25 protein-coding genes are annotated in these 25,330 nt (G+C 66.7%); 4 read left to right on the plus strand and 21 right to left on the minus strand.

The genetic code is table 11. The features are described 5' to 3' along the window. Window positions 1–14: 14 nt before the first annotated feature. The 15 genes from VIF40_RS04570 to VIF40_RS04640 all read right to left on the minus strand — a co-directional run bounded on the left by VIF40_RS04570 (window position 15) and on the right by VIF40_RS04640 (window position 16,741). A complete protein-coding gene (locus tag VIF40_RS04570; RefSeq protein ID WP_331936341.1) occupies window positions 15–974 on the minus strand; it encodes a metal ABC transporter substrate-binding protein in 960 nt (319 codons plus the stop codon). 5 nt (window positions 975–979) lie between these two features. After that, a complete protein-coding gene (locus VIF40_RS04575; protein WP_331936342.1) occupies window positions 980–1,849 on the minus strand; it encodes a metal ABC transporter permease in 870 nt (289 codons plus the stop codon). After that, entirely contained in the window at window positions 1,839–2,600 is a 762-nt protein-coding gene (locus VIF40_RS04580; protein ID WP_331936343.1) for an ABC transporter ATP-binding protein, read from the minus strand. The genes VIF40_RS04575 and VIF40_RS04580 overlap by 11 nt, the downstream gene beginning before the upstream one ends. Before the next feature lie 10 nt (window positions 2,601–2,610). Continuing rightward, window positions 2,611–2,784, minus strand: a complete 174-nt coding sequence (locus VIF40_RS04585; RefSeq protein ID WP_331936344.1) for a hypothetical protein — start codon at window positions 2,782–2,784, stop codon at window positions 2,611–2,613. Between the two features lie 49 nt (window positions 2,785–2,833). Continuing rightward, a complete protein-coding gene (locus VIF40_RS04590; RefSeq protein ID WP_331936345.1) occupies window positions 2,834–4,111 on the minus strand; it encodes a glycerate kinase in 1,278 nt (425 codons plus the stop codon). Between the two features lie 213 nt (window positions 4,112–4,324). After that, window positions 4,325–4,795, minus strand: a complete 471-nt coding sequence (locus tag VIF40_RS04595; protein WP_331936346.1) for an endonuclease domain-containing protein — start codon at window positions 4,793–4,795, stop codon at window positions 4,325–4,327. A gap of 96 nt (window positions 4,796–4,891) precedes the next feature. Beyond that, complete coding sequence (locus VIF40_RS04600) at window positions 4,892–5,866, minus strand: CoA ester lyase (RefSeq protein WP_331936347.1); 975 nt, start codon at window positions 5,864–5,866, stop codon at window positions 4,892–4,894. A gap of 29 nt (window positions 5,867–5,895) precedes the next feature. Continuing rightward, a complete protein-coding gene (locus VIF40_RS04605; RefSeq protein WP_331936348.1) occupies window positions 5,896–8,646 on the minus strand; it encodes a phosphoenolpyruvate carboxylase in 2,751 nt (916 codons plus the stop codon). A gap of 193 nt (window positions 8,647–8,839) precedes the next feature. Then, window positions 8,840–9,727, minus strand: coding sequence for a succinate--CoA ligase subunit alpha (sucD, locus tag VIF40_RS04610; protein WP_331936349.1), 888 nt, complete (start codon window positions 9,725–9,727; stop codon window positions 8,840–8,842). 22 nt (window positions 9,728–9,749) lie between these two features. Continuing rightward, entirely contained in the window at window positions 9,750–10,919 is a 1,170-nt protein-coding gene (locus VIF40_RS04615) for a malate--CoA ligase subunit beta (RefSeq protein ID WP_331936350.1), read from the minus strand. 49 nt (window positions 10,920–10,968) lie between these two features. Continuing rightward, window positions 10,969–11,598 carry a methenyltetrahydrofolate cyclohydrolase gene (gene fchA / locus VIF40_RS04620; protein ID WP_331936351.1) on the minus strand — a complete coding sequence of 210 codons (630 nt, stop codon included), beginning with the start codon at window positions 11,596–11,598 and terminating at the stop codon, window positions 10,969–10,971. Between the two features lie 21 nt (window positions 11,599–11,619). Then, a complete protein-coding gene (locus tag VIF40_RS04625) occupies window positions 11,620–12,480 on the minus strand; it encodes an NADP-dependent methylenetetrahydromethanopterin/methylenetetrahydrofolate dehydrogenase (RefSeq protein WP_331936352.1) in 861 nt (286 codons plus the stop codon). Window positions 12,481–12,598: 118 nt separating this feature from the next. Next, window positions 12,599–13,540, minus strand: coding sequence for a D-2-hydroxyacid dehydrogenase (locus VIF40_RS04630; protein WP_331936353.1), 942 nt, complete (start codon window positions 13,538–13,540; stop codon window positions 12,599–12,601). 98 nt (window positions 13,541–13,638) lie between these two features. Beyond that, window positions 13,639–14,832: an aminotransferase class V-fold PLP-dependent enzyme gene (locus VIF40_RS04635; protein WP_331936354.1), complete on the minus strand. Its 1,194-nt coding sequence runs from the start codon at window positions 14,830–14,832 to the stop codon at window positions 13,639–13,641. 184 nt (window positions 14,833–15,016) lie between these two features. Continuing rightward, entirely contained in the window at window positions 15,017–16,741 is a 1,725-nt protein-coding gene (locus VIF40_RS04640) for a formate--tetrahydrofolate ligase (RefSeq protein WP_331936355.1), read from the minus strand. Here VIF40_RS04640 and VIF40_RS04645 point away from each other — a divergent pair. Next, window positions 16,664–16,918 (plus strand): hypothetical protein, encoded by a 255-nt coding sequence (locus tag VIF40_RS04645; RefSeq protein ID WP_331936587.1) that lies wholly within the window; start codon window positions 16,664–16,666, stop codon window positions 16,916–16,918. The two genes, VIF40_RS04640 and VIF40_RS04645, sit on opposite strands and share 78 nt — an antisense overlap. A gap of 501 nt (window positions 16,919–17,419) precedes the next feature. Here VIF40_RS04645 and msrB read toward each other — a convergent pair. Next, on the minus strand, window positions 17,420–17,824 hold the full coding sequence (gene msrB / locus VIF40_RS04650) for a peptide-methionine (R)-S-oxide reductase MsrB (RefSeq protein ID WP_331936356.1): 405 nt from the start codon (window positions 17,822–17,824) through the stop codon (window positions 17,420–17,422). A 272-nt stretch (window positions 17,825–18,096) separates the two neighbouring features. Between msrB and VIF40_RS04655 the strand changes: the two genes are divergently transcribed. Next, the gene (locus VIF40_RS04655) at window positions 18,097–19,668 is read left to right on the plus strand and encodes an NAD(P)/FAD-dependent oxidoreductase (protein ID WP_331936357.1); all 1,572 of its coding nucleotides are present in this window, start codon (window positions 18,097–18,099) and stop codon (window positions 19,666–19,668) included. Between the two features lie 29 nt (window positions 19,669–19,697). Here VIF40_RS04655 and VIF40_RS04660 read toward each other — a convergent pair whose 3' ends face one another. From VIF40_RS04660 to VIF40_RS04670, 3 genes are all read right to left on the minus strand, one after another. Further along, window positions 19,698–20,390, minus strand: a complete 693-nt coding sequence (locus VIF40_RS04660; RefSeq protein ID WP_331936358.1) for an MOSC domain-containing protein — start codon at window positions 20,388–20,390, stop codon at window positions 19,698–19,700. A gap of 114 nt (window positions 20,391–20,504) precedes the next feature. Continuing rightward, window positions 20,505–20,741, minus strand: coding sequence for a thioredoxin (locus VIF40_RS04665; protein ID WP_331936359.1), 237 nt, complete (start codon window positions 20,739–20,741; stop codon window positions 20,505–20,507). A gap of 132 nt (window positions 20,742–20,873) precedes the next feature. Then, on the minus strand, window positions 20,874–21,527 hold the full coding sequence (locus tag VIF40_RS04670) for a MarR family winged helix-turn-helix transcriptional regulator (protein WP_331936360.1): 654 nt from the start codon (window positions 21,525–21,527) through the stop codon (window positions 20,874–20,876). Window positions 21,528–21,639: 112 nt separating this feature from the next. Here VIF40_RS04670 and VIF40_RS04675 point away from each other — a divergent pair, with 112 nt between their 5' ends. Beyond that, window positions 21,640–21,981: a hypothetical protein gene (locus VIF40_RS04675; protein WP_331936361.1), complete on the plus strand. Its 342-nt coding sequence runs from the start codon at window positions 21,640–21,642 to the stop codon at window positions 21,979–21,981. Between the two features lie 43 nt (window positions 21,982–22,024). On the opposite strand, the gene VIF40_RS04680 is transcribed toward VIF40_RS04675, so the two are convergent. After that, window positions 22,025–23,371: a glutamate--tRNA ligase gene (locus VIF40_RS04680; protein WP_331936362.1), complete on the minus strand. Its 1,347-nt coding sequence runs from the start codon at window positions 23,369–23,371 to the stop codon at window positions 22,025–22,027. Between the two features lie 206 nt (window positions 23,372–23,577). Here VIF40_RS04680 and VIF40_RS04685 point away from each other — a divergent pair, with 206 nt between their 5' ends. Further along, window positions 23,578–24,714, plus strand: coding sequence for a ceramide glucosyltransferase (locus VIF40_RS04685; protein WP_331936363.1), 1,137 nt, complete (start codon window positions 23,578–23,580; stop codon window positions 24,712–24,714). 84 nt (window positions 24,715–24,798) lie between these two features. Here VIF40_RS04685 and VIF40_RS04690 read toward each other — a convergent pair whose 3' ends face one another. Then, a complete protein-coding gene (locus VIF40_RS04690) occupies window positions 24,799–25,239 on the minus strand; it encodes an Hsp20 family protein (RefSeq protein WP_331936364.1) in 441 nt (146 codons plus the stop codon). Between the last annotated feature and the right edge of the window lie 91 nt (window positions 25,240–25,330).

Below are 25,330 nucleotides of genomic sequence, written 5' to 3' on the forward strand. Positions count from 1 at the left end.
CCCGGCCGCCGGCCTCACGGCGCCAGCGCTTCGGTCAATTGCTTCACATTGTGGCGCATCAGCCGCAGATAGGTCGGGGCCGGCCCGTCGGGCGCGGAGAGCGCGTCCGAATAGAGCGTGCCGCCGACCTTGGCCCCCGTCTCCGCCGCGATGCGGCGGGCGAAGCGAGGATCGACGATATTCTCGAGGAACACGGCCCCCACCCTATGCGCCCTCACCGCGTCGACGATGCGAGCGAGGTCGCGCGCGCTCGCCTCGGCGTCGGTGGAGACGCCCTGCGGCGCGATGAACTCGACGCCGTAGCGCGCGGAGAAATAACCGAATGCGTCATGCGTGGAGACGACGCGCCGCCGCGCCTGCGGAATTCCGCCGATCGCCGCCACGATCTCGGCGTCGAGCCCGCCGAGATCGTGGAGATATCGAGCGGCGTTGGATTTATAGAGCTCGGCGCCCTCCGGATCGGCGTCGACGAGGGCGTCGCGAATATTGGCGACGTAGATTTTCACATTGGCGACATCTTGCCAGGCGTGCGGATCGACGCCCTCCCCGTCCGTGCGCGGCGTGACGGCGCGGCTCGCGATGACGATCCGCGCTTTGGTCTTGGAGGCGGCGACGAGCCGGTCGATCCAGCCTTCGAAACCGAGGCCGTTGACGAAGACGAGGCGCGCCGCGGCGAGACGGCGGCCGTCCTGAGGGGTCGGCTGGTAGACATGGGCGTCGCCATCCGGCCCGACGATGGCGGCGACATCGACGCGGGAGCCGCCCACTGTGCGGACGAGATCGCCGAGAATGGAAAAGCTCGCGACGACGGGAAGCCGCGGCGGCGGCGCCTTCTCGGCGGCGAGCGCCGAGGGAAATTGCGCCGACGGAAATTGCGCGGCGACGAGAAGCGCGAGCGCTCCGAGGAGCGCGCGTCTCGACACGAGCGTGTGGGGCCGGGGGCAGGCTGCGCGAGTCTCGCGAGACAAATCCATGCGCGTCATCCTTCCAAATGTCGCTTCGGCCGCCACAGGCGAACGACTCCGCCCGTCTGTCCGAAAATCAGCGAGGCGAAATAGGCGGCGCCCGCCACGAGGATAATGACCGGGCCCGCGGCGAGGCCCGAGTGAAAGGACAGGACCAGGCCGAAATAGGAGGACGCGACGCCGATCGCCGCCGCCAGCGGGAGCGTCATCGTGAGATCGCGCGTCCACAACCGCGCCGAGGCCGCCGGAAGCATGATGATTCCCACCGCCATCAGCGTGCCGAGCGCGTGAAATCCGGCCACCAGATTGAGCACGACCAGCGCCAGAAAGGCGAAGGGAATCCATTCCCCCAGCGGACTCGCGCGCCGGGCGAACAAGGGATCGAAAGTGTCCAGCGCCAACGCCCGATAGGCGAGCGCGAGCGCTGTCAAGGTGACGCTGGCGATCGCGGCGAGGAAGATCAGCGTGGCGTCGTCGAGCGCCAGCACCGAGCCGAAGAGCACGTGCAGAAGATCGACATTGGAGCCCTTGAGCGAGACGAGCGCCACGCCGAGCGCGAGCGACACCAGATAGAAGGCGGCCAGCGAGGCGTCCTCGCGCAACGCCGTCCAGCGCGCCGCCGCGCTCGACGCCACGGCGACGGCGAGGCCGGCGACCAGCCCGCCGAAGGTCATGGCCGGCAGCGACAGGCCGCAGGCCAGATAGCCGATCGCCGCGCCCGGCAATATCGCATGGGAGAGCGCGTCGCCGGCGAGCGACATGCGCCGCAGGATCAGGAACACGCCGAGCGGGCAGCCCGAGATCGACAGCGCCACCGCGCCGATGAGCGCGCGGCGCATGAATTCATAATCGACGAAAGGCGCTACCAGGAGTTCATGCAGCATGGGGGGTCTCGTCACGCCTGCAGTCTTCCGCGTCGCGATTGAAAGCCTCGACCATGCGGTTGGCCTCGGCGAGCCGCGAGTCGGACAGCGCCTCGCGCGTCGGACCCCAGAAGACAGGCTCGCGCGCCAGCAGCAGCGCCTGCGGAAAGGCGCGACGGGCGAGATCGAGCTCGTGCAGAATGGCGATCACCGTGCGTCGCTCCTCGCGCCAGCCCGCCATGATCGTCACGAGATCGTCGATCGTCTTGGCGTCGATCGCGCCGAAGGGCTCGTCGAGCAGAATGATCGGGCTGTCCTCGACCAGAAGCCGCGCGAACAGCGCCCGCTGCATCTGGCCGCCGGAGAGCGTCCCGATCTGGCGATCCTCGAACCCCTCGAGCCCGACCGAGGCGATCGCCGTCGCGATGCGCGCGCGCTCCTCTCCGCCGATGCGGCCGAAAAGACCGATGCGCCGCATCGCGCCCATGGAGACGAAATCCAGCACGTCGATCGGAAAGGCGTGGTCGATCTCGGCGGATTGCGGCAGATAGGCGATATCGCGCGGCGAGAAGCCGTCCCAGACGATACGGCCGCCGATAGGCGCGAGCAGGCCGGCGAGCCCCTTCAGCAGGGTGGATTTGCCGGCCCCATTGGGCCCGCAGATGGCGAGCGCCGCGCCGGCCTCGACGACGCCGGTCAGATGATGCACGGCCGGGCGGCGCTCATAGCCGAGCGTCACATTGTCCAGCCGGATCGAGCCAGCAGCGCTCATGCGTCGCGCCTCAGTTCAACGCCCAATAGACGCCCGCCCACAGCAGCGCCAGCACGACGGCGGCGGCGAGCAGCCGCTGGGCCGCCGACAGGCGAAGCAGCGAGACGCGGTCGCCCGCGCGCTCGTTATGCGCGTGAGCGGCGGGCGCCGCAGTTTGGAAAGTCGCCGATTGCGGACGGTTCATTTCCAAATGTTATATTATAACACCAGCCGCCGGCAAGCTCGGAATCCCCTCAGCGCGCGCGTCCGGGCACAAGGATGACGCGAAAATCGTTCACATTGGTGCGCGTCGGGCCGGTGACGAGAAGATCGCCGAGCTTTTCGAAGGCGGTATAGGCGTCATTGTTGGCGAACAGCGCCTTGAGGTCGACGCCCTGCGCCGCCGCCCGCGCGAAGGTATCGGCGGTCATGATCGCGCCGGCGTTATCCTCGCTGCCGTCGATGCCATCGGTGTCGCAGGCGATGGCGGAGATTCCGCCGAAGCCCTCGAGCGCCAGCGTCAGCGCCAGCAGGAACTCCGCGTCGCGGCCGCCCTTGCCGTTGCCGCGCACGGTGACGGTGGTCTCGCCGCCGGAGATGATGGCGACGGGCGGCGCGATCGGCTGCGCATGGCGGGCGATCTGCCGGGCGATGCCGGCGTGGACCAGCGCGACGTCGCGCGATTCGCCCTCGAGATCGCCGAGGACGAGCGGCGTGAAGCCGGCCTTGCGCGCCACCTCGGCGGCGGCGTCCAGCGAGCCTTGCGGCGTCGCGACGAGGATGTTCTCGACGCGATCGAAAATCTTGTCGCCGGGCTTGGGCGTCTCGCAGGCGTCGGTCGACAGATAGGCGAGCACGGCGGCCGGCGCGTCGATCTTATATTTGGCGATGACGGCGAGCGCGTCCGCGCGCGTCGTCGGGTCCGGCACAGTGGGGCCGGAGGCGATGACGGAGAGATCGTCGTTCGGCACGTCGGAGATCATCAGCGCGACGACCCTGGCCGGCGCCGCGGCGCGGGCGAGGCGTCCGCCCTTGATCGCCGAGAGATGCTTGCGCACGCTGTTCATCTCGGAAATGGTCGCGCCGCTTCTCAGCAGCGCCTTGTTGACGGCCTGCTTCTCCTCGAGGCTGACGCCGTCCGCCGGCAAGGCCATCAGCGCCGAGCCGCCGCCGGAAACGAGCGCAATCACCAGATCGTCTTCCGTGAGCCCCTGCACCTTGGCGAGGATGCGGCCCGCGGCGGCGCGGCCGGCGGCGTCCGGCACCGGATGCGAGGCCTCGATCACCTCGATCTTCGCGGTGGGGGCGCCATGCTCGTAACGGGTGACGACGAGGCCCTCGAGCGGATGCGGCCAGTGCTTTTCGACCGCCGCGGCCATGGACGCCGCCGCCTTGCCCGCGCCGACGACAATGGTGCGGCCCTTGGGCGGCGCGATCGTCTCGAGGAAGGCCGGCAGGCAGACGGACGGATGCGCCGCGCCGACAGCGGCGTCGAACATGGCGCGGAGAAGCGTGCGGTAGTCGTCAGACATTATCTACGCCTTCGGTGTTCTTTCCTTCTCCCGCTCGTGGGAGAAGGTGGCCCGGCGAAGCCGGGTCGGATGAGGGTCCTCGCCGCTTCGCGATCGTTCTATCCGCCTCGCGAAGTGTTTCCAACCGAATCCGAGTCGCCGCGCCGGCCCTCATCCGACCCTCGCTGACGCGAGGGTCACCTTCTCCCGCCCTGCGGGAGAAGGAAGAGCGCGCTACGATCTTCGTGTTCTCCCTTCTCCCGCAGGCGGGAGAAGGTGGCCCGACGAAGTCGGGTCGGATGAGGGTCCGCGACGATTTGCGATCGTCCTGACAGCCTCTCGAATCCGCTCCAGCGGGATATTGCCGCCGCCGATGACGAGGTCATTGTCTAGGCGAAGGACATGATAGCCTTGCTCACGCAGCCAGCGATCCCGGATCACGTCATGGCGGCGTCGGTCTTCTTGTTCGTGAGGCCGGCCGTCGAGCTCGACGATGAGCCGGAGTTCGACACAGAGAAAATCCGCGACATAATTCCCTATCGGGACTTGCCGCCGGAATTTCAGACCGTCGAGCCCAGAATTGCGCAACGAACGCCAGAGGATTTCCTCCGCGTTCGTCATCTCGCGCCGCAGCCTTCTCGCGAAGGCCGTCTTGGATTTCGAGACTCGCGTCGGCATGCGAGGACCCTCATCCGACCCGGCCATAGCCCGTCGCGTGCGACGGGCGTCCTAAAGGACGCCCTATGGCGGGGCCACCTTCTCCCACGAGTGGGAGAAGGAGCGCGCCCGACGACTCGGAGCTTACGCAGCGCCGATCTGGTCCGCCTTGTCGATCAACGCCTGGGCCATGCGGATGCTGGCGATGTCGATCAGGCGGCCGTCGAGAGACACGGCGCCGCGGCCTTCCTTCGCCGCCTGCTCCATCGCCTCGAGAATGCGGCGAGCCTTCTTCACTTCCGCCTCGGACGGCGTGAAGACCTGATTGGCCAGCTCGATCTGCGAGGGATGAATCGCCCACTTGCCCTCGAAGCCGAGAACCGCGGCGCGCTTGGCGGCGGCGATATAGCCGTCCGTATCGCCGAAGTCGCCGAACGGACCGTCGATCGGACGCAGGCCATAGGCGCGCGCGGCGACGAGGAAGCGCGTCTGCGCCGCATGCCATTGGTCGGCCCAGAAATACTGGCGATTGCCCTCGGCGTCCTTGTCCGAGAGAACGCCGTAATCCGGGTTCACGCCGCCGATGACGGTGGTGCGGGCGCGGGTCGAGGCGGCATAGTCGGCGACGCCGAAGGAGAGCGCCTCATTGCGCTTGGACGCCTGAGCGATCGCCTCGACATTGGCCATGCCGAGCGCGGTCTCGATCAAGAGCTCGAAGCCGATGCGCTTGGTGCGCTTCTTGTAGCTCTCGATCTGCGTGACCAGCATGTCGATGGCGTAGACGTCCTGCGGCACGCCGACCTTCGGAATGAGGATCACGTCGAGACGCGGGCAGGCCTCGACGACGTCGACGACGTCGCGATAGCAGAAATGCGTGTCGAGACCATTGATGCGCAAAGTCATCGTCTTCGTGCCCCAATCGATCTCGTTGAGGCCCTGGATGATGTTCTTGCGCGCCTGCTCCTTGTCGTCCGGAGCGACGGCGTCCTCGAGGTCGAGGAAGACCTGGTCGGACTTGGAGGTCGCGGCCTTCTCGAACATGCCGGGAGCGGAGCCCGGAACGGCCAGCTCGGAGCGGTGGAGACGCGGCGTCGCCTGCTCGATCAAAGTGAAGCTCATGGGTATTCTTCCTTTCCCTCGTTGTGACTTTATCCGGTGGCGCCGAGGCCGGCGGCGATGCAGCTGATCGACAGCAGCAGAGCCGACTTGTATTCCTCCTTCAGCGCTTCCTCTTCGGTGGTGCGGAACAGGCGCAGCAATTCCACCTGCTCGCGGTTGACCTCGTTGATGGTGACGAGGCGATGCGCGAGCCGCGCCTGATAGTCGGTGAAGCGCGCGCCGATCTCGCCGCCGCCGGTGATGCGCAGCACGCTCTCGCAAGTGAGATGATATTCGGCCTCGATCGCCGAGAAGATATTCTTGCGCACGGCCTCGTCGGCGACGAGCGAGGCGTATTGCCGGGCGATGCCGAGATCGACCATCGCCAGCGTCTTCTCCACCTCGTCGAGAATGAGACGGAAGAGCCGCGAATCCTCGAACATGCGATGCAGCAGCTGAAGGCCGCGCTCGCCGCGCACCTCGATGAAGCTGGTGAGGCCGGAGCCGACGCCATACCAGCCGGTGATGGCGTGACGATTCTGCGCCCAGGCGAAGACCCACGGAATGGCGCGCAGATCGGCGAGGCTGCGCGCGCCGAAACGCCGCGCCGGCCGCGAGCCGATGTTGAGCAGCGAGATTTCCTCGAGCGGGCTCGCCGCCTGGAAATAGGCGACGAGATCGGGATCGGCGATGAATTTGCCATAGGCCGCGAGCGAGGCGCCGGACAGCGCCTCCAGCGCATCGTCGAACTCGGCGCGGGGCACGAGCGCATCCTCGCGCTCGGACTTCAGCGCATGGGCGAAGACGCTGCTCGCCAGCAGCTCCATCTGATAGGAGGCCGTGCCGCGATTGGCGTATTTGAAGGAGACGACCTCGCCCTGCTCGGTCACGCGGAAACGGCCGCGAATGGAGCCGGCCGGCTGCGCGGCGATGGCGTGACCGGTCGGCGCGCCGCCGCGGCTGACCGAGCCGCCGCGGCCATGGAAGAAGGCGATGGCGACGCCCAGCTCCTCGCCGAGGCGCGTGAGCTTCGATTGCGCCTTCGCCAGCTCCCAGTTCGACGCCATGAAGCCGCCGTCCTTATTGGAGTCGGAATAGCCGATCATCACCTCTTGCACATTGCCCTGCCAGCGCGTGCTGCGACGCACGACCGGCACGCGCAGCAGCTCGCGCATGATGACCGGCGCGGCGCGCAGATCGGGGATCGTCTCGAATAGCGGAACGATGGGCAGAGTGCAGAGCTCGAGGCCGGCGTCGTCGAGATAGAGCCCGCCCTCCTTCGCCAGCACATAGGCCCCGAGAACATCGGCGACCGTATGCGTCATCGAAAGGATGAAGCTGCCGAAGGCCTCGCGATCGAGCCGCGAGCGCATGTCCGCGACGAGCGCGAACATGTCCAGCGTGTCCTGCGACTCGGGCGCGAGCCCGGCGAGCGCGACGCCGTTGCGCGGCTGCGCCAGCTCGGCGATGAGCCAGGCCTGCCACTCGGGCGACTCGCATTCCGGCGCGTCCTTGCCGGTCTTGACGCGATAGATGTCGCGCAAGGCGTTATTGGTGCGCGTCGTATTCTCGCGCAGATCGAGACGCACGGTGCTGAAGCGGAAAATCTCCACCGCGCGCCGCACCGGCCGCACCATGTCATTGGCCAGCGAGGGGCTGCGGCTCTCGGTCAGCGCCTGCTCGAGAATGCGCAGATCATGGATCAGCTCGTCGGCGTTGGCGTAGCGCGGCTTGCCGCGCGCCTCGCCCTTCGTCGTGAGGATCGTCTCGTCGAGCTTGCGCAGCACGCAGGTGAGATATTGGCGGAAGGCCTCGCCGTGATTGCGCGTCTTGATCCTGTCGGCGTCCTCGACCTGCGCCAGCTCCGCCTCGAGCGCCGCGCGGAATTCGGCCGGGATCGTCACCGAGCCTTCGCTGATCGACAGCACGCGAGCGAGATCGAGAATGCGCTGGCGATAATATTCGAGGCTGGCGAGCGCGTTGACGACCATGGTCTCGCGCGTCACCGCATTGGTGACGAAAGGATTGCCGTCGCGGTCGCCGCCGATCCAGGAGCCGAATTGGAAGAACGGCGTCACGTCGAAACGCTCGTTCGGATAATGGCTCTGCAAGGCGCTCTCGAAGGAGGCGAGCATCTCCGGCGCGAGATCGAAAATATTCTCGGCGAAGAAATGCAGACCCCAGGCGACCTCGTGCTCGACGGTCGGCTTCTCGAGATGCAATTCGCCGGTGAGCCACAAAAGCTCGATCTGATCGCCGACGGCGCCGATGCGGCTGGCGCGCTCGCGATCGGTCCAGCGCGAGGATTCGAGATCCTTCAGCAGCAGATAGATCTTGCGATTCTTCTCGAGGACGGTGACGCGCTTGGCCTCGGTCGGATGGGCGGTGATGACCGGCCTTATGCGCAGCGATTTGAGCTGCGCGCGAATCTCGTCGGCGGTGACGCCGGATTTGGCGGCGTCTGCCAGCACATGGGCGAAGGAGCCGAGCAATTCGTCGCGGCCCTTGGCGCGCTCGATCGTGCGGCGGCGGCGCATGGCCGAGGCCTGCTCGGCGATCGACAGCAGCTGGAACCAGATGCCCTGCGCCTGCAGCGCGCGCGCCATCAGCGTCGGCGGCAGTCCGGCGGAGGAGCCGAAGCCGCGCAGCACCGGCGCGATCTCCGGCTGATGGCGATTCACCACGCCGACGAGCTGATCGAACAGAAAGGCCGACGCCTCTTTGACCGATCGCGTCGCCAGCGCCGAAGGGGCGGCGGGCGAAGGCGATTCGGGCAATGAGACCTTCTGTTCGGCGGTCATGCAGTCTTCCTGGCGGTTTGCTCCTCTCCCCGCTTTGCGGAGAGAGGCCGGGTGAGGGGCCGGGGCTTTATCCGGAACTCGGATGACAGGAGGAATGCGCCGGCGTCATCTGCATGGCGCGCGACACACGGAGCCTTTCCCGCTCGCATCGACGGCCTCTCCCCACAGGGCGGGGAGAGGCCGCTGTTTCAGGTCACGCGCGCTTCAGCACCGAGGCGACGGCGGAGCCGAAATCCGCCGGGCTCGGCGCGACGGTGAGGCCGTAGGATTTCATGATCTCGGTCTTCTCGGCGGCGCTGTCGCCGGTCGCCGAGATGATCGCGCCCGCATGGCCCATGCGGCGGCCCTTCGGCGCCGTGAGGCCGGCGACGAAGCCGACCACCGGCTTGGAGAAATTCTCCTTGATCCAGGCCGCGGCCTCGGCCTCCTGCGGGCCGCCGATCTCGCCGATGATCAGCACGGCTTCCGTCTCCGGGTCCTGATCGAACAGCACGAGATGATCCAGGAACGACGAGCCGTTGATCGGATCGCCGCCGATGCCGACGGAGGTCGAGATGCCGATCCCGAGCTCCTTGAGCTGCGAGGCCGCCTCATAGCCGAGCGTGCCCGAGCGCGAGATGAGGCCGACATTGCCTTGGCGGTAGATATTGCCGGGCATGATGCCGAGCATGGCCTTGCCGGGGCTGATGATGCCGGCGCAGTTCGGCCCCACCATCATCGGCCGGCGCTCGCGCGGATAGCGCAGGAAATAGCGCTTCACGCGCATCATGTCCTGCGCCGGAATGCCGTCGGTGATCGAGCAGATGAGGCGAATGCCGGCGTCCGCCGCCTCCATGATCGCGTCCGCCGCGAAGGGCGGCGCCACGAAGGTGATGCTCGTCGTCGCGCCGGTCTGCTTCACCGCCTCGCGCACCGTGTCGAAGATCGGCACGCCATGCACCGTCTTGCCGCCCTTGCCCGGCGTGACGCCGGCGACGACATTGGTGCCGTAGTCGATCATCTCCTTGGCGTGGAAGCTGCCCTTGTCGCCGGTGATGCCCTGGACGAGGATGGGCGTTTTTTCGTCGATCAGAATGCTCATTGTTTCCTCCCGGCCACGCCGCTCACTTCACGGAGCGGTAAGCGGCGACGGCCTTTTGGGCGGCGTCGGCCAGCGAATCGGCGGTGATGACATTGATGCCGCTTTCATCGAGCAGCTTGCGGCCGGCCTCGACATTGGTGCCGGCGAGACGCACGACGAGCGGCGCGGTGATGTTGGTCGCCTTCACCGCGTCGATGACGCCCTGCGCGACCCAGTCGCAGCGATTGATGCCGGCGAAGATGTTGACCAGCACCACTTTCACATTGGCGTCGGAGAGCACGAGACGGAACGCCGTCGCAACGCGCTCGGCCGAGGCGCCGCCGCCGACATCGAGGAAGTTCGCCGGATTGCCGCCGGCGTGCTTGATCATGTCCATCGTCGCCATCGCGAGGCCCGCGCCATTGACGATGCAGCCGATCTCGCCGTCGAGGCCGATATAGTTCAGCGCATGCTCGAGCGCCTGCGCCTCGCGCGGGTCGGACTGCGAGGGATCATTCATGTCGACGATATTGCGGCGACGGAACAGGGCGTTGTCGTCGAAGGACATTTTCGCGTCGAGCGCGAGCACCTTGTCGTCCTTGGTGACGACCAGCGGATTGATCTCCAGCATGGTCGCGTCATTGTCGCGGAAGGCGCGATAGGCGCCGAGGATCGACTGCACCGCGCGCGAAACCTGCTTCAGGTTCAAGCCGAGCTGAAAGGCCAGCTCGCGCGCCTGAAAGGGCAGCAGGCCGACGGCCGGCTCGACGATGACCTGAAGAATGGCGTCCGGATCGGTCTTGGCGATCTCCTCGATCTCCATGCCGCCATGCTTGGAGGCGATGACGCGCACGCGCTCGAGCTTACGATCGAGCACGAAACCGAGATAGAGCTCGCGCTCGTAAGGGTCGGCGAGCTCGACATAGACGCGCTGCACCGGCTTGCCTTCCGGCCCCGTCTGCTTGGTGACGAGACGCTTGCCGAGCAATTCGCGCGCCGCCTGCTGAACCTCGTGATAGGTGCGGCACATTTTGATGCCGCCAGCCTTGCCGCGCGCGCCGGCGTGAATCTGCGCCTTCACCACCCAATGCGAGCCGCCGAGCTCGGTGGCGGCGTATACGGCTTGGTCGGGGCTGAAGGCGACGGTGCCGGGGGGCACGGCGACGCCGCAGCTCGCCAATAATTCCTTGGCTTGATACTCATGGACGTCCATGTTCCCTCTCCCGCTTTCCGTTATTGTCGCCGCGCGAGCGGCGAAATCGTCACGAGCCGATCTTGTTTCTCACGGTCGTGTAGACGGCCTCGGTCTTCTCGGCCGCCGCCGCGAGCAGAGCCTCGACCTCGCCGATCTGCGTCTCGGCGAAAGCGCGATCCTTGATCGCCTTTGCGTTGATGTAGACGTTGAGCGCGGCGCTCCGCAATCCGGCATTGGCCGCGAGAACGGCGACGCCGGCGTCGCTGATGACGTTGAGATTGCCCTTGTCGGCGGCGATCTCCGAAAGGCGGATGACCTCGAAGCAGGCCTTCACCGCGCGCAGAGGCGCGAGCGTGGCGTCCTTCAGCGCCGCCTGGATCGCGGCGCTGCGCGCGGCCTTCTCCTCATCGGTGGCGCGCGGCAGGCCATAGGCCCCCATCACGCTATTGAAGGCGACGACGTCTTCCTCGATCGCCGCGGTCAGCTCGGCGCGCAGGCGCTCGGCCTCGGCGCGCGCGGCTTTCAGATCGTCCTCGACGGCTTCGTAATTCTTCTTGCCGATGGTGAGATTGGCGACCATCGACACCAGCGCCGCGCCGATCGCGCCCGACACGGCCGCCGCGCCGCCGCCGCCCGGCGTCGGGCGCTCGCTGGCGAGATCGTCGAGAAACTTGCCGATCGTCTCGTTCTTGGTCATCTCGTCGATCCCTTAAAAAAATCAGGCGTTCGCCTTGGCCTGCGCGTAGATTTCCTCTGCGTCGAGCACTTTGTCGGCGCTCTCGAACAGCTGCGCGATGCAGGCGCGATGCAGCTTCAGCTTCAAGCCGCCGACGCCGAGCGCGCCGATGACGATCTTGCCATGACGCTCCTTGGCCTTGTCGATCGCCTCGACGCCGCCGACGCCGAGCGGCGGCTGCGCGTTCACATCGGCGATCAGCTCGATGGTCGGATCGTTCTGCCAATCCTTCTCGTCGAGCAGCGGCACGCCGATGGCGCCGGCCGCGAAGACGATATGCGAGCCTTTGACGGCGGAAGCGCGCGCATCATTGTCGAAGGCTTCGATCGCCGTGGGCGTGAAGCCGAAACGCTCCTGGAGCGCCGCGGCCGCGGCGTCGGCCCGCGCCTTCACGCGCGAGGTGATGGCCACTTCCGCGCCCTCCGAATGCAGGAAGGCGGCGGCGCGCAGCCCGACGGGGCCGGTGCCGGCGAGCACGATCGCCTTCTTGCCGGCGAGCGGCTTGGCCTTGGCGAGCAGCGCCACGCCCGCGGCGGCGGTCGTGTTGGAGCCATTGGAGTCGAGCATCACGGAGACGCGGAAATTCGAGAAGAACCGCTTGCGCACCGCTTTGAACAGCGCCTCGCCGGCGACCATATCGCCGCCGCCGACGAACAGCGCCGTGAACTGCTTCTCCTTCGGGCCGCGTGTGTAGATGGCGCCGTCGACGAGCGCGCCGACATTCGCAGGCGTCACATTGGCGTAGCCGATGACGTGATCCGCGCCGCCGTCATAGGCGACCACAGTGTCGAACACGCTCGGAACGGCGTCGGTGTCGAGAAGGAAGAGAAGCTTCTGAGTCATAGCAGTTCCTGCAAAAGGCTGGCTGTCATGGCGGGCTCGTCATTGCCGTGCTCGACCCGGCCCGGCCCGTCCTGGTCATGACGCTAGGGGTCGGGCGCGAGATGTTCTGCAACGGCGCTTACGCGGTCACGAGATTGCGCGGCGCGCCGGCGACGAAAGCGTCGATATTGTCCACGAGCTGATCGGCCAGCACCTGCATCGCCTCTTTGGAGGCCCAGGCGACATGCGGCGTGACGATGAGATTGGGAATCGTCGGATCGAGCAGAATATTGCCCTGCTTGGGCGGCTCGACGGTCAGCACGTCGAAGCCGGCGCCGGCGATGACGCCATTGCGCAGCGCATCCGCCAGAGCCTGCTCGTCGACGATGCCGCCGCGCGCGGTGTTGATGATGATCGCCGTCTTCTTCATCGAGGCGAGCTCTTTGGCGCCGATGAGATGCTTGGTCTGCGGCGTCAGCGGCAGATTGAGCGTGACGACATCGGCCTCGCGCAGAATGGTCGGAATGTCGACGATCCCCGGACCCGGAACGACATCGTTGATCAGCAGCTTCATGCCCAGCGCCTCGGCGCGCGTCGCGATCGACTTGCCGAGCGCGCCATAGCCGATGATGCCGAGCGTCGAGCCGGCGATATCGTAGATCGGATAGTCGAAATAGCAGAACTGATTGGATTCCTGCCAACGGCCGCGGCGCACGCTGTCCACATAGTTCACGAGATTGCGGCGCAGCGCGAAGATCAGCGCGATCACATGCTCGGGCAGCGTGTTGAACGCATAGTTGCGGATGTTGGAGACCGTGATTCCATTGGCCGTCGTATAGGCCTTGTCGATCACGTCGGTGCCGGTGGCGGCGACGGCGATCAGCTTCAGATCGGGAAGCTGCTTCAGCGTCTCCTCGCGCAGCGGCACCTTGTTGGTGATGGCGATGGTGGCGCCCTTCAGGCGCTCCACGACGTCGGCCGGACCGCTCTGAGCGTATTCGGTATAGTCGTGCGGGAAATTCGGCTTGCGCAAATTGGCGTCGAGCGTCTCACGATCGAGAAAGACGATTTTGTGCGACATGCTTGTGTTTCCCCCAAAGTCGCCGCCAATTTCGGCTTGCGCGGATCGTTCGAAAAATGGGTGGCGGCCTCGCCCGGCGTGGGCGAGGCCGCGTTTTCTCAGACTTGCAGGATCGGATTGGCGCGATAGACGGCCTGGGCCGCCGCGACGCCGCTGCCGGCCGTGACCGGAATGCCGACGTCGAGCATCGCCATCTCCGCGCCGGCGATGGCGCCGAGCAGCATCAGCTCGTTGAGGTCGCCGAGATGGCCGATGCGGAACACCTTGCCCGCGACCTTGGAGAGGCCGGCGCCGAGCGCGAGATTGTAGCGCTTATAGGCGATCTCGATCACCTTGGCGGCGTCATAGCCTTCCGGCACCACGATGGCGGTCACCGTGTCGGAGTTCCACTTGGCCTCCTTGGCGCAGGGCTTCAGGCCCCAGGCGGCGACCGCGGCGCGCACGCCCTCGGCCAGATGATGATGGCGCGCATAGACCTGATCGAGGCCTTCCTCGAACAGCACATTGAGCGACTCGCGCAGGCCGTAGAGCAGCGGCAGCGCCGGCGTGTAGGGGAAGTAGCCGGTGGCGTTCGCCTTCACATGATCCTGGAAGTCGAAGTAAGCGCGATGCAGCTTGGCGGTCTCGCCGGCCTTCAGCGCCTTCTGGCTGACGCTGAGCAGCGCGAGGCCGGCCGGCAGCATGAAGCCCTTCTGCGAGCCGGACACGGCGACGTCGACGCCCCACTCGTCCTGCTTGAAGTCGAGCGAGCCGACCGAGCTCACGCCGTCGACGAACAGCATCGCCGGATGCTTGGCGTTGTCGATCGCCTTGCGCACCGCGCCGATGTCGGAGGTGACGCCGGTCGCCGTCTCGTTATGCGTAGCGAAGACGGCCTTGATCTCGTGGTTCTTGTCGGCCTTCAGCGTCTCTTCGATACGGTCCGGATTGTTGCCGACGCCCCACTCCTCGTCCTGCTCGATCACATCGAGGCCGATGCGCTTGGCGAGATCGATCCAAAGATGGGTGAACTGGCCGAAACGCTGGGCGATGACCTTGTCGCCGGGCGACAGCGTGTTGGTGATCGCCGCTTCCCAGCCGCCCGTGCCCGAGGCCGGGAAGATGAAGGACTGAGCGGTCTCGGTCTTGAACACCTTCTTCAGCTGGGTGAACAGCGGCAGCGTCAGCTCGGGAAACTTCGGCGAACGATGGTCCTCGGAGACGACATTCATCGCGCGCAGGATACGGTCCGGAATATTGGTCGGGCCCGGGACGAATAGAAAATTGCGGCCCGGAATTCTGGAATTCGACATGTCTTGGGCTCCCTTCGAGCTCATCGGTTCGAGTTTGTTTTCGCCGGACGCTCCGTCGAGCGCGCCCGTTGCTTCTTCCCGCGGCTCGAGCGGTTTCCGATCCGCTCGGATCAAAAACCGCTCTCGCTTTTCGCTTGGAGCGAATTCTGATCGCTCGAACGACTCTGTTCGAGCGGAACGCGCTCTAGAACAGACCGGCGATCCGCCCGTCCGCGCCGACCTCGATGCTGTTGGCGGCGGGAACCTTCGGCAGGCCCGGCATGGTCATGACGTCGCCGCAGATGACGACCACGAATTCGGCGCCGGCCGACAGGCGGAGCTCGCGCACCGGGATCACATGACCCGAGGGCGCCCCCTTGGCGTTGGCGTCGGTCGAGAAGCTGTATTGCGTCTTGGCGATGCAGACCGGCAGATGGCCGAAGCCCTCTTTCTCCAGCTCGGCGAAGCGGGTCTTCACGGAAGGCTCGAGGGAAATGTCGGACGCGCCATAGAGCTCGCGCGCAATGGTGCGCACCTTCTCGACCAGCGGCAGATCATCGGCGTAGAGCGGCTTGAACTGCGACGGCTTGGCCTCGATCGTGGCGATCACCTTATGCGCGAGCTCGGCCGCGCCCGGGCCGCCCGAGCCCCAATGATCGGCGAGCACGCAATCGACGCCCTCGGCCTCGGAAAGCGTCTTCAGCAGATCGATCTCCGCCTGCGTGTCGGTGCTGAAGCGGTTGACGGAGACGATCACCGGCACGCCGAATTTCTGCACATTGGCGATATGGCGCTTCAGATTGGCGAAGCCCTTCTCCAGCGCGGCGACATTCTCGACCTTCAGATCGTCCTTGGCGACGCCGCCATGCATCTTCAGCGCGCGAATTGTCGCGACGATGACGGTGACGTCCGGCTTGATGCCCGCCTTGCGGCATTTGATGTCGAAAAACTTCTCCGCGCCGAGATCGGCGCCGAAGCCGGCTTCCGTCACCACATAATCGGCGAGCTTCAGAGCCGCCTTGGTGGCGATGACCGAATTGCAGCCATGAGCGATATTGGCGAAAGGCCCGCCATGGATGAAGGCTGGATTATTCTCGAGCGTCTGCACCAGATTGGGGGCGATGGCGTCCTTCAGCAGCGCGGCCATCGAGCCCTGCGCCTTCAGCTCGGAGGCGCGGATGCTCTTCTTGTCGCGCGTCTGGGCGACGATGATGTCGCCGAGCCGGCGCTGCAGATCCGCGAGGCTGGTGGCGAGGCAGAAGATCGCCATCACCTCGGAGGCGACGGTGATGTCGAAGCCGTCCTCGCGCGGAAAGCCATTGGCGACGCCGCCGAGAGAGGAGACGATCGAGCGCAGCGAGCGGTCGTTCATGTCCACGGCGCGGCGCCAGGAGATGCGGCGCGGATCGATGCCGAGCGAATTGCCCCAATAGACGTGATTGTCGATGAGCGCCGAGAGCAGGTTGTTGGCCGCGCCGATGGCGTGGAAGTCGCCGGTGAAATGGAGATTGATGTCCTCCATCGGCACGACTTGTGCATAGCCGCCACCGGCGGCCCCGCCCTTCACGCCGAAGCAGGGGCCGAGGCTCGGCTCGCGAAGGCACATGATCGCCTTCTTGCCGATGTGGTTGAGCGCGTCGCCGAGGCCGACCGTCGTGGTCGTCTTGCCTTCGCCCGCCGGGGTCGGCGTGATGGCGGTGACGAGGACGAGCTTGCCGTCCGGCCGGTCCTGCAGGGAGGTGAGATAGTCTAGGGAGATTTTCGCCTTGTAATGTCCGTAAGGCAACACATGTTCGGCGGGGATGCCGAGCTTCTCGCGGGCGACGTCGACGATCGGACGCATGGACGCCGCTTGAGAGATCTCGATATCGGATTTGGGAGAAAGATGCTGGTTGCCTTTCCCGCTCGACGGGATGGTCGTATCGGACATTACAATTTCTCTCCCCTCGCAGAAAGCGTTTCGCCCGCCCTCGAAGATTTATCCGGGCCGAATGGCCTCGTCCTGCGCAGCGGAATCTCTGCGCGGGCAGCCGACGACCGTCGGGCCAAGATCGACGAACGCTCCGAGAAGCGCCCGATCTTCGCCGTCATTGTCTCGCGAAACTAGAACCTTCCGATAGTTTCATCAAGAACCACGGCTGGCGGATATTCGGCCCTGCGCGGCGCGTCTCCTCGCCGACGATAAGCCGATCTGAAAATCCGCGGCCCCGTGGCTATGGAGAGATCGAATTTCCCCGTCAAGCGAAATTATCGTGTGATATCGGCCCCGGTTTCCTCGGAAATCGGGCGATTGCGACGCTCTCCTCTTCGTTCGGAGACGTCTCGACTTCAATCCGCACATTCGAACAGCCGGGGCCTTCGACCTACCCTCGGCCTATCCCTTCAGAGAGCGCCGGGCCGCGCGCCACTATTTGACGGCGGAGGCGAGCTGGTCCTCTATTCCTCGTCGAATCAACGATAGAATTTCGACGCGCGCGCGGTCGCCTGTTCGAGACGACCCGAAAGGCATGGTCGCGCCGACGGAACGACGCGCCTTGCGCCCACCCGTACCCCCTCGAGCGGGGGAGGGAAGGGTCGCTCGTCGAATGGGCTAGCGCCCACCCGATCGTCACTCCGGAAAAAATGTCAGCGCCACGCCATTGATGCAATAGCGCAGGCCGGTCGGCGGCGGGCCATCGGGAAACACATGGCCGAGATGCGAGCCGCAGCGGCTGCAATGCACCTCGGTGCGGGTCATGCGATGGGAATGGTCGACCGAGGTGGCGATGGCTCCGTCGAGCGGATCGAAGAAGCTCGGCCAGCCGGAGCCGCTCGAGAATTTCTGGCGCGTCGCGAAAAGCGGCTGATCGCAGCCTGCGCAGGCGAAGACGCCCGGGCGCTTCTCATGCTCGAGCGCGCAGCTCCCGGGGGCCTCGGTGCCATGCGCGCGCATGACGTCATATTGCTCGGGAGAAAGGCGCGCGCGCCATTCCGCCTCTGTGTGGGTGACGGGGAATGATTCTCCGCTGGTCATGGCGTCCTCCTCGGCGCATTCGGCGCGCCGCCGACGATATGGCGGAGCTTATCGAGACCGGGCGTCGTGGAGAAGATCGTTTCGGCGTCAGTCGGGAAATTCCGTGCGGAAAAGCGCGGCGCCCGGCGGCGGCGAGGCTCCCGCCGCTCCCGTCGCGGAACGCGCGACGGGATGCGCGCGAGGCCCTTTTTTCATTGTGGCCCTATCTGTAAGGTCGCGCTTTCGACGCGGCGCGCCGCGAGCGAAAGGGCTGATGCGAGAAGGGCCGAGGAATGTCCGACGCGAAACAATTCGACGCTGTGGTGATCGGCTCGGGGCTCGGCGGCCTCACCGCCGGGGCTCTGCTGGCGCGCCAAGGCTATGGCGTGCTGCTGCTCGAGCGCAATTTCAGCCTCGGCGGCGCGGCCTCCGTCTATAAGGTCGGCGGCCTGACCGTCGAATCCTCGCTCCACCAGACCTCCGACCCGCGCAATCCGCGCGACCCCAAGCGCCGCATCCTCGACGAGCTCGGCCTGTTGGACGAGATCGAATGGATCTCGACCGGCCCGCTCTACACGGTCCGGGGCGGCCCGCTGGGCGAGCCCTTCGCGCTGCCCGCCGGCTTCGACGCCGCCGCGAGCGCGCTCGCCGAGCGTTTTCCGGCTCACGGCAAAGCGATCGAGCGCTTCCTCGGATCGCTCGATTCGATCCAGGACGCGCTCTGGAATCTATCCGGCGAGAGCGCGCCGATCGGCAAATCGGCGCGCCGTCTGGGCGCCTGCGCGCCGGCGGCCTCCGATTGGACCGCCTCGCTCGCCGATGTTCTCGCGCGCGAATTCGGCTCCGACGAGGCGCTCAAATGCGCGCTCGGCGCAAATCTCTTCTATTACGGCGACGACCCGCGCCGCATGTGGTTCATCGCTTACGCGCTCGCCCAGGGCTCCAACATCGGCTGCGGCGGCGCCTATATAAAGGGCGGCTCGCGGCAATTGAGCCTCAAGCTCGCCAAGGCGATCACCAAGGCGGGCGGCTCCGTGCGCCTCGGCCGCTCGGCGAGCGCGATCGAGACCGACGCCGATGGCAGGCCCATCGCCCTGCGCCATGTGAACCGCAAGACCGGCGAGGACGAGGAGCGCGTCGCGACGCGATCGATCCTCGCCGGCTGCGGTCCGAACATCGTCGGCGATCTTCTGCCCGGCCCGGCGCGCGCGGTCTTCGACGCCACCTTCGGCGCGCGCCCGCTGTCCACCTCGCTGTTCTGCGCGCATTACGGATTGAGCGCGGCGCCGACCGCCGTCGGCCTCACCGATTATTCGTCCATTCTGCTGCCGGACCGGATGACCGCCTTCGATCAATATGACGCCGCCGGCCTGCTCGCCGACGCGCCGAAGGGCGCGCTGCCGCCGCTCGGCGTCGCCAATTTCGGCGCGATCGATTCCGGCTTATGGGAGACGGCGCCGGTGCTGCTCAGCGTGTTGGGCCTCGACCGCATCGGCAATTGGGAGGGCGTCGATCGCGACGTCGCGCGCGAGCGCCGCGAGCTCTGGCTGGATGCGCTGCTGGCCCGGCTGGAGCGCGATTATCCCGGCGTCTCCGCCCTGGTGCAGGAGCGCACGCTGCTCACCGCCAATTCCATGCGCGGCTATCTGAACACGCCGGAAGGGGCCGTCTATGGTTTCGCGGCGACGCCGCCGACGACGCCCATCGAAGCGGGCTTTCCGCGCACGCCGAAAACGCCGCTGCCGGGAGTCTATCTGGCTTCCGCCTTCGGCGGCGAGCACGGGTTCAATGGCGCCATGCTGTCGGGAGCCGAGGCCGCGAAGCTCGCGGCCGTCGACCTCGAAAGCTCTGCGGGCCGCGCCTGAATCGCGCGCCCGAATCTCAAGCCCGAATCTCATGCGCCGACGAGGCGCGAGGACCAATCCTCGACCACTCCATGCGCGAGACGGCGCGCCGCCAGCGCGCGCCAGGACGGCGCGAGCGGGCGCAATTCCGCCATTTGCGCCAAGGCGTCGCGATCGAGCATGCGCCGATAGAGCAAGTCATTGAGCCGCGACAAAGACCAATCCGGCAGCGGCCGCTCGACGCGCTGGAGACGGTCGCCGGGCTCGGCGACGCCCTCGCGCAGCACGCGATAATACCAGCCGGTGCGTCCGCTCGTCTGCACGCGGCGGGCCATATCCGGCCGCGCGAAGCGGGCGTTGAGCTTCCAGCAGGGCTGCCGCCCCTGGCTCACCTGCAGCAGCGCCGAGCCGAATGCGAGGACGTCGCCGATGCAGACGTCGCTCTCCGTGACGCCCAGCGTCGAGATGTTCTCGCCGAAGGCGGGCGGCGCGCTGAGCGCCGCGACCAGTTCCGGTCCCTCCTTCGCCCAGGCGTCATAATGATCGCGGGGATAATGGTGCAGCGCCTTTTCCGGCCCGCCGTGATGGCGCAGATCGCCTTGACGATCGCCGGCGAGGCCCTCACGCAGAAGGCGCCAGGGCGCCGGCGCCGCGATCTTGACGATGCCGCTCGGCGCGTCGCGCGGGCCGAGCGGAGCCAGCGCGCGAGCCGCGAACATGATTTCGATCGAAGGAGAAGTCATGGCGGCCTCGCTTTGAAATAAACGGCCTCGCGTGAAAAAAGGCCTCGCGCGAGCAAGGCTCGGCGAGGCAGTTCGGAGTCGCCGAAGTGACAACGGCGGCGGGGGGTGCTCCGCTTATTTCAGCGCGGCGAGATCCGCGCCGAAATTGATGTGATAGGCGCGCCCGTCGATGACGAAAGCGGGCACGGATTTGACGCCGGCGGCCTCTGCTTCACCGAGCCGCGCCTTGTCCTCGCCGAGATGGACGATCTCGACATCGAAGACGTGCGGGTCGAGCGATTGCGCGAAGGCGGTCTCGGCATCCGCGCAAACCGGGCAACCCGCATGGTAGAATGTCGCTTTCTTCGCCATGGCCTTGGTCCTCCTCTCTTCTGCGTTCGGCGCGCCGAAATCCTGCGGCGAGCCGGTCTTCCGCGAGGCCGTGGGCGGTTTCGGCGGCGGCGCCGAACGCCCTCGAGCTCGTGAAAATGCGATATGGCGGCGCTAAGGCGCACGCTCGAAGGCGCGCCACGCCTCTTCGAGAAGAGGCTGCGGCGCGGCGTCATGCTCCGGACAATCCAGCCGCAGATGGCGGCCGCCGAACGCGGCGTCGACCAGCGCGCAATGATGCGGAAGCTCCGCATCCTCATGCGCATAGGGCCGGAAATGCCGGCAGGTGACGCAGAGCCGCTGCGGCGGAATGGCCTTGGCCTGCTGCAAGGCGCGGATCGTCTTGATGACCAGCGCGAGCAGCGTCTGCTGCTCTTGCGGCGTCAGCGTTTCCAGCGCCCGCTCGGCCGAGGTCATGGCGAGGCCGATGGCGCGAACGACGTCGCAGCCGGCCGGCGTGACGCGAATGGCGACGGCGCGCTTGTCCTGGGCCTCGGGCAGCTTGGCGACGAGCCCCTTGCGCGCGAGCGCGGCGATGGAGTCGGTCGCTGTCGGCTGCGTGACGCCGAGATGCTCCGCCACGGCGCGCAGGCGCAGTCCCGCGTCGCCACGCCCGGCGATGAAGGTGAGCGCGTGCAATTGCGTCGGCGTGAGGCCGGCCTCCTCGGCGACGCCCCATTCATCGGCGCGCATGGCGGCGGCGATGCGGTCCAGCCCCTCGCGCAGGCGGCGGGTCAAAGGGGTGGTGATGGCGTCGAACAGCGTCATGGATTTTTATTAGGAGTCCTATCTAATTTTGTCAAGCCGCTTGCGCGCTTGCGATTCGCCATGCGCTTGCGCTAGGCCATCGGGGCCGTCGTCCCTCGCAGGATCGCCCCCGATGCTCCGTCCCGCCGCCGCTTGCCTGCTCGCCCTCGTCGCCGCCCTGCCCGCGCGCGCGGCCGATCTCAATGATTATCCGACCTCGGCGCGGGCGGATTACGTCTTCGGCTGCATGAAGGCCAATGGCGATTCGCGGCAGGCGCTGGAGCAATGCTCCTGCTCGATCGACATCGTCGCCACCATCCTGCCCTATGACCGTTATGTCTCGGCGGAAACGGTGGCGAGCATGGATCAGCAGCCCGGGCAGATCGGCTCGCTATTTCGCAACTCGCGCCTCGCCAAGGAGGCGCTGGAGGAGCTGCGCCGCGCCCAGGCCGAGGCGCAGGTTCGCTGTTTCTAAATCGCTCGCCGAAGCGGCGTGAGCCCCGGACCCTCGGCCCGCCTCACGCCCCCGACAGCCGGGCCACGGCCCGCGCATGGCCGATCAGCGGCAAGAGCAGCGACAATTCCGGCCCGTTCTCCGCGCCCGTCAACGCCAGCCGCAACGGATGAAACAGCGCCTTGCCCTTGCGGCCGGCGGCGACCTTCACCGCGCTCGTCCAGGCCGACCATGTGGTCTCGTCCCAGGGCTCGGGCGGCAGCAGCGCCAGCGCCTCGGCCAGAAATCCCGCATCCTCGCGAACCGGCGCGATCTCGCCCTCGACGACGCGCCACCAGTCCAGCGCATCGGAAAAACGCGTCAAATTCCCGCGCACCGCGCGCCAAAAAGGCTCGACCTTGAAGCCGACGATGTCATGCGCCTCGAGCCGGTCCCGGACGTCCTCGTAATCGAGAATCGCCAGAGTGCGATGGGTGAGCGGGCCGAGATCGGCGGGATCGAAACGCGCGGCGTTGCGCGAGAGATGCGCGAGATCGAACTCCCGCGCGAGATCGGCGAGCGAGCGCACCGCATGGACGCTGTCCGACGAGCCGGTCAGCACCGCGAGCGCCGCCACGGCCAGCGCCTCGTAGCCCTCCTCGCGCAGCGAGGCGATGGCCAGCGAGCCGGTGCGCTTGGAGAGCGCCTCGCCGCTCCCGCCGATGAGCAGATTGTGATGCGCGAAGACGGGACAGGGCCGCTCCGGCGCCAGCGCCTGGAACAGGCGAATCTGCACCGCCGTGTTGGTCACATGATCCTCGCCGCGAATCACATGGGTGATTCCGAGCGCGATATCGTCCACCACGGAGGGCAGCGTGTAGAGAAAGGTGCCGTCCTCGCGCAGCAGCACCGGATCGGACAGAGTGGCGCAATCGATCGCGCAATCGCCGCGCACGAGATCGCGCCATTCCACGAGGCCCGCCGGCAGCTTGAAACGCCAATGCGGCTTGCGCCCGTCCGCCGCGAGCCGCGCCCGATCCTCGGCCGAGAGCTTCAGCGCGGCGCGGTCATAGACAGGCGGCAGGCCGCGCGCCTGCTGCAATTTGCGGCGCTTCTCCAATTCCTCCGGCGTCTCGTAGCAGGGATAGAGCAGGCCGGCCGCCTGGAGCCGCGCCGCCGCGGCCTCATAGAGCGCGACGCGCTGCGACTGGCGGACCACAATGTCCGGCCGCAGCCCGAGCCAGGCGAGATCGACCTCGATCGCCTGCGCGAACTCCTCGCTCGAGCGGGCGAAATCAGTGTCATCGAATCGCAGCACGAATCTTCCATTGTGGGCGACGGCGTACAAATAGTTCAGCAGAGCCGGACGCGCATTGCCGATATGGATGCGGCCGGTCGGCGACGGCGCGAAACGAACGATCGGAGTGGTCATGAGCAAACTTCGGCAGGAGGAGAATGCGAGGGCCGCGCGACGCGACAAGATTCTCGCGCCGCCCCCCTTTTGCCAAGAGCTGAGCGAGTTGTCAGGCGGAATATCGGTCTGGCCCGCTCCTGGACTGCGCAGCCGTCGCCGCTCGCCGGCCAAGGCCGCGGCCGCCGCCCGTCTCGAATCCCGCAAGTGACAGGCAGGGACCACGCATGATCATCGCCTATGTGTGCGCCGCCTTCTGCGCGACGCTGCTCACGCTCAACTTCGCCAGCATCGCCATCACCGCCATTCGCTGCAAAGCCCGTCCCCGCACCCGGCCCGTCCCCGCCAATGCGCCGCCGGTCAGCATCGTGCGGCCGCTGCGCGGGCTCGAGACCTTCAGCGAGGAGACGCTCGGCTCGACCTTCGCGCTCGACTATCCGAGCTATGAGGTCCTCTTCTGCGTGCAATGCGCCAATGATCCGGTGATTCCGCTGGTCGAGCGGCTCATCGCCGCGCATCCGCAGGTCCCGGCGCGGCTGCTGGTCGGCGACGATTATGTGAGCGTCAATCCCAAGCTCAACAATTGCGTGAAGGGCTGGGACGCCGCGCGGCACGCCTGGATCGTGCTCGCCGACTCCAACGCGCTTCTGCCGCCCGATTACATCCAGACCATGCTCGCCGCCTTCCGCAAGGATACGGCGCTGTCCATCTCCATGCCGATCGGCTCGCGGCCGAAGGGTTTTTGGGCGGAGGTCGAATGCGGCTTCCTCAACACCTTCCAGGCGCGCTGGCAATATGGCGCGGAGGCGGTCGGCATCGGCTTCGCGCAGGGCAAGAATATGATGTGGCGCCGCGAGGTGCTGGAGCGCGCCGGCGGCATAAGGGCGCTGGGAGCCGAGATCGCCGAGGACGCCGCCTCCACCAAGATCGTCCGCGCGCAGAAGATGAAGGTGCGGCTCGTCGACATGCCCTTCGAGCAGCCGCTCGGCCATCGCAGCGCGCTCGAGGTCTATTCGCGCCATGTGCGCTGGGCGCGGCTGCGCCGCGTCACCTTCCCCGCCTATTTCGCGCCGGAATGCATGAATGGCAGCTTCATGCCGGTGGTGACGGGCGCCTATGCCGCCCATCTCCTCGACGCCAATGTGGCGCTGACCGCCGGCGCCATTCTGGCCTCGCTCTACGGCGCCGAATGTCTGCTGGCCCGCGTCGCCGGCTGGCGCGTCTCCTGGCGCAGCCCGCTGGCGCTGCTGACGCGCGACATTCTGCTGCCGGTGATGTTCGTCGACGCCTGCCTCTTCGATGATTTCATCTGGCACGGCAACGCCATGACCGTGCGCGAGCAGGAAGAGCAGACCACCGGCTGAGACCCTCCCTCCAGCTCAGCCCCCGAGCCCATCCCCCCAAGGCCCACGAGCAAGACGGAAAGGGGCGCCTCCCGGCGCCCCTTCTCATTTCGCCGGCTCCTCCGGCGTCGCTATGTCGATCTTGCGGATGACGCGTTCCGGCTCCGGACGCACGAGGTCGATGGACAAGAGTCCGTTGACGAGATCGGCGCCCAGCACCTGCATCCCTTCCGCCAGCAGAAAGGCGCGCTGAAACTGCCGCGCCGCTATGCCGCGATGGAGAAACTGCCGCTCGCGCTCCTCCACCTGCTTGCCGCGAATGACGAGCTGGCTCTCCTCGAGCGAGATCTCCAGCTGATCGCGCGTGAAGCCGGCGACGGCGAGCGTCAGCCGCAGCCGATCCGGACACGCATCCGTGCGCGGCATCCTTTCGATATTATAGGGGGGATAACCATCGGAGCCCGAGCGGGTGACGCGGTCCAGCGCGCGTTCGATCTCGTCGAACCCCAAGAGAAAGGGGGAATTCAGCGTCGGCAGTCGTGCCATATCGAAGCCCTCGCGGCGCTTCTCTCTTGCGAAAAATCTGCGAGGCCCGGCGTCGGCGCCTCGAGGCGGTATATGGAGCCGAAGCTCGGCG

Origin of the sequence: Methylosinus sp., assembly GCF_036560965.1 — a bacterium.
Taxonomy (GTDB): Bacteria; Pseudomonadota; Alphaproteobacteria; order Rhizobiales; family Beijerinckiaceae; genus Methylosinus.

What these genes read in the sequence shown, in the direction of transcription:
- VIF40_RS04570 (WP_331936341.1), bottom strand. Translation starts at nt 974, where the DNA reads ATGGATTTGTCTCGCGAGACTCGCGCAGCCTGCCCCCGGCCCCACACG.
- VIF40_RS04575 (WP_331936342.1), bottom strand. Translation starts at nt 1,849, where the DNA reads ATGCTGCATGAACTCCTGGTAGCGCCTTTCGTCGATTATGAATTCATG.
- VIF40_RS04580 (WP_331936343.1), bottom strand. Translation starts at nt 2,600, where the DNA reads ATGAGCGCTGCTGGCTCGATCCGGCTGGACAATGTGACGCTCGGCTAT.
- VIF40_RS04585 (WP_331936344.1), bottom strand. Translation starts at nt 2,784, where the DNA reads ATGAACCGTCCGCAATCGGCGACTTTCCAAACTGCGGCGCCCGCCGCT.
- VIF40_RS04590 (WP_331936345.1), bottom strand. Translation starts at nt 4,111, where the DNA reads ATGTCTGACGACTACCGCACGCTTCTCCGCGCCATGTTCGACGCCGCT.
- VIF40_RS04595 (WP_331936346.1), bottom strand. Translation starts at nt 4,795, where the DNA reads ATGGCCGGGTCGGATGAGGGTCCTCGCATGCCGACGCGAGTCTCGAAA.
- VIF40_RS04600 (WP_331936347.1), bottom strand. Translation starts at nt 5,866, where the DNA reads ATGAGCTTCACTTTGATCGAGCAGGCGACGCCGCGTCTCCACCGCTCC.
- VIF40_RS04605 (WP_331936348.1), bottom strand. Translation starts at nt 8,646, where the DNA reads ATGACCGCCGAACAGAAGGTCTCATTGCCCGAATCGCCTTCGCCCGCC.
- sucD (WP_331936349.1), bottom strand. Translation starts at nt 9,727, where the DNA reads ATGAGCATTCTGATCGACGAAAAAACGCCCATCCTCGTCCAGGGCATC.
- VIF40_RS04615 (WP_331936350.1), bottom strand. Translation starts at nt 10,919, where the DNA reads ATGGACGTCCATGAGTATCAAGCCAAGGAATTATTGGCGAGCTGCGGC.
- fchA (WP_331936351.1), bottom strand. Translation starts at nt 11,598, where the DNA reads ATGACCAAGAACGAGACGATCGGCAAGTTTCTCGACGATCTCGCCAGC.
- VIF40_RS04625 (WP_331936352.1), bottom strand. Translation starts at nt 12,480, where the DNA reads ATGACTCAGAAGCTTCTCTTCCTTCTCGACACCGACGCCGTTCCGAGC.
- VIF40_RS04630 (WP_331936353.1), bottom strand. Translation starts at nt 13,540, where the DNA reads ATGTCGCACAAAATCGTCTTTCTCGATCGTGAGACGCTCGACGCCAAT.
- VIF40_RS04635 (WP_331936354.1), bottom strand. Translation starts at nt 14,832, where the DNA reads ATGTCGAATTCCAGAATTCCGGGCCGCAATTTTCTATTCGTCCCGGGC.
- VIF40_RS04640 (WP_331936355.1), bottom strand. Translation starts at nt 16,741, where the DNA reads ATGTCCGATACGACCATCCCGTCGAGCGGGAAAGGCAACCAGCATCTT.
- msrB (WP_331936356.1), bottom strand. Translation starts at nt 17,824, where the DNA reads ATGACCAGCGGAGAATCATTCCCCGTCACCCACACAGAGGCGGAATGG.
- VIF40_RS04655 (WP_331936357.1), top strand. Translation starts at nt 18,097, where the DNA reads ATGTCCGACGCGAAACAATTCGACGCTGTGGTGATCGGCTCGGGGCTC.
- VIF40_RS04660 (WP_331936358.1), bottom strand. Translation starts at nt 20,390, where the DNA reads ATGACTTCTCCTTCGATCGAAATCATGTTCGCGGCTCGCGCGCTGGCT.
- VIF40_RS04665 (WP_331936359.1), bottom strand. Translation starts at nt 20,741, where the DNA reads ATGGCGAAGAAAGCGACATTCTACCATGCGGGTTGCCCGGTTTGCGCG.
- VIF40_RS04670 (WP_331936360.1), bottom strand. Translation starts at nt 21,527, where the DNA reads ATGACGCTGTTCGACGCCATCACCACCCCTTTGACCCGCCGCCTGCGC.
- VIF40_RS04675 (WP_331936361.1), top strand. Translation starts at nt 21,640, where the DNA reads ATGCTCCGTCCCGCCGCCGCTTGCCTGCTCGCCCTCGTCGCCGCCCTG.
- VIF40_RS04680 (WP_331936362.1), bottom strand. Translation starts at nt 23,371, where the DNA reads ATGACCACTCCGATCGTTCGTTTCGCGCCGTCGCCGACCGGCCGCATC.
- VIF40_RS04685 (WP_331936363.1), top strand. Translation starts at nt 23,578, where the DNA reads ATGATCATCGCCTATGTGTGCGCCGCCTTCTGCGCGACGCTGCTCACG.
- VIF40_RS04690 (WP_331936364.1), bottom strand. Translation starts at nt 25,239, where the DNA reads ATGGCACGACTGCCGACGCTGAATTCCCCCTTTCTCTTGGGGTTCGAC.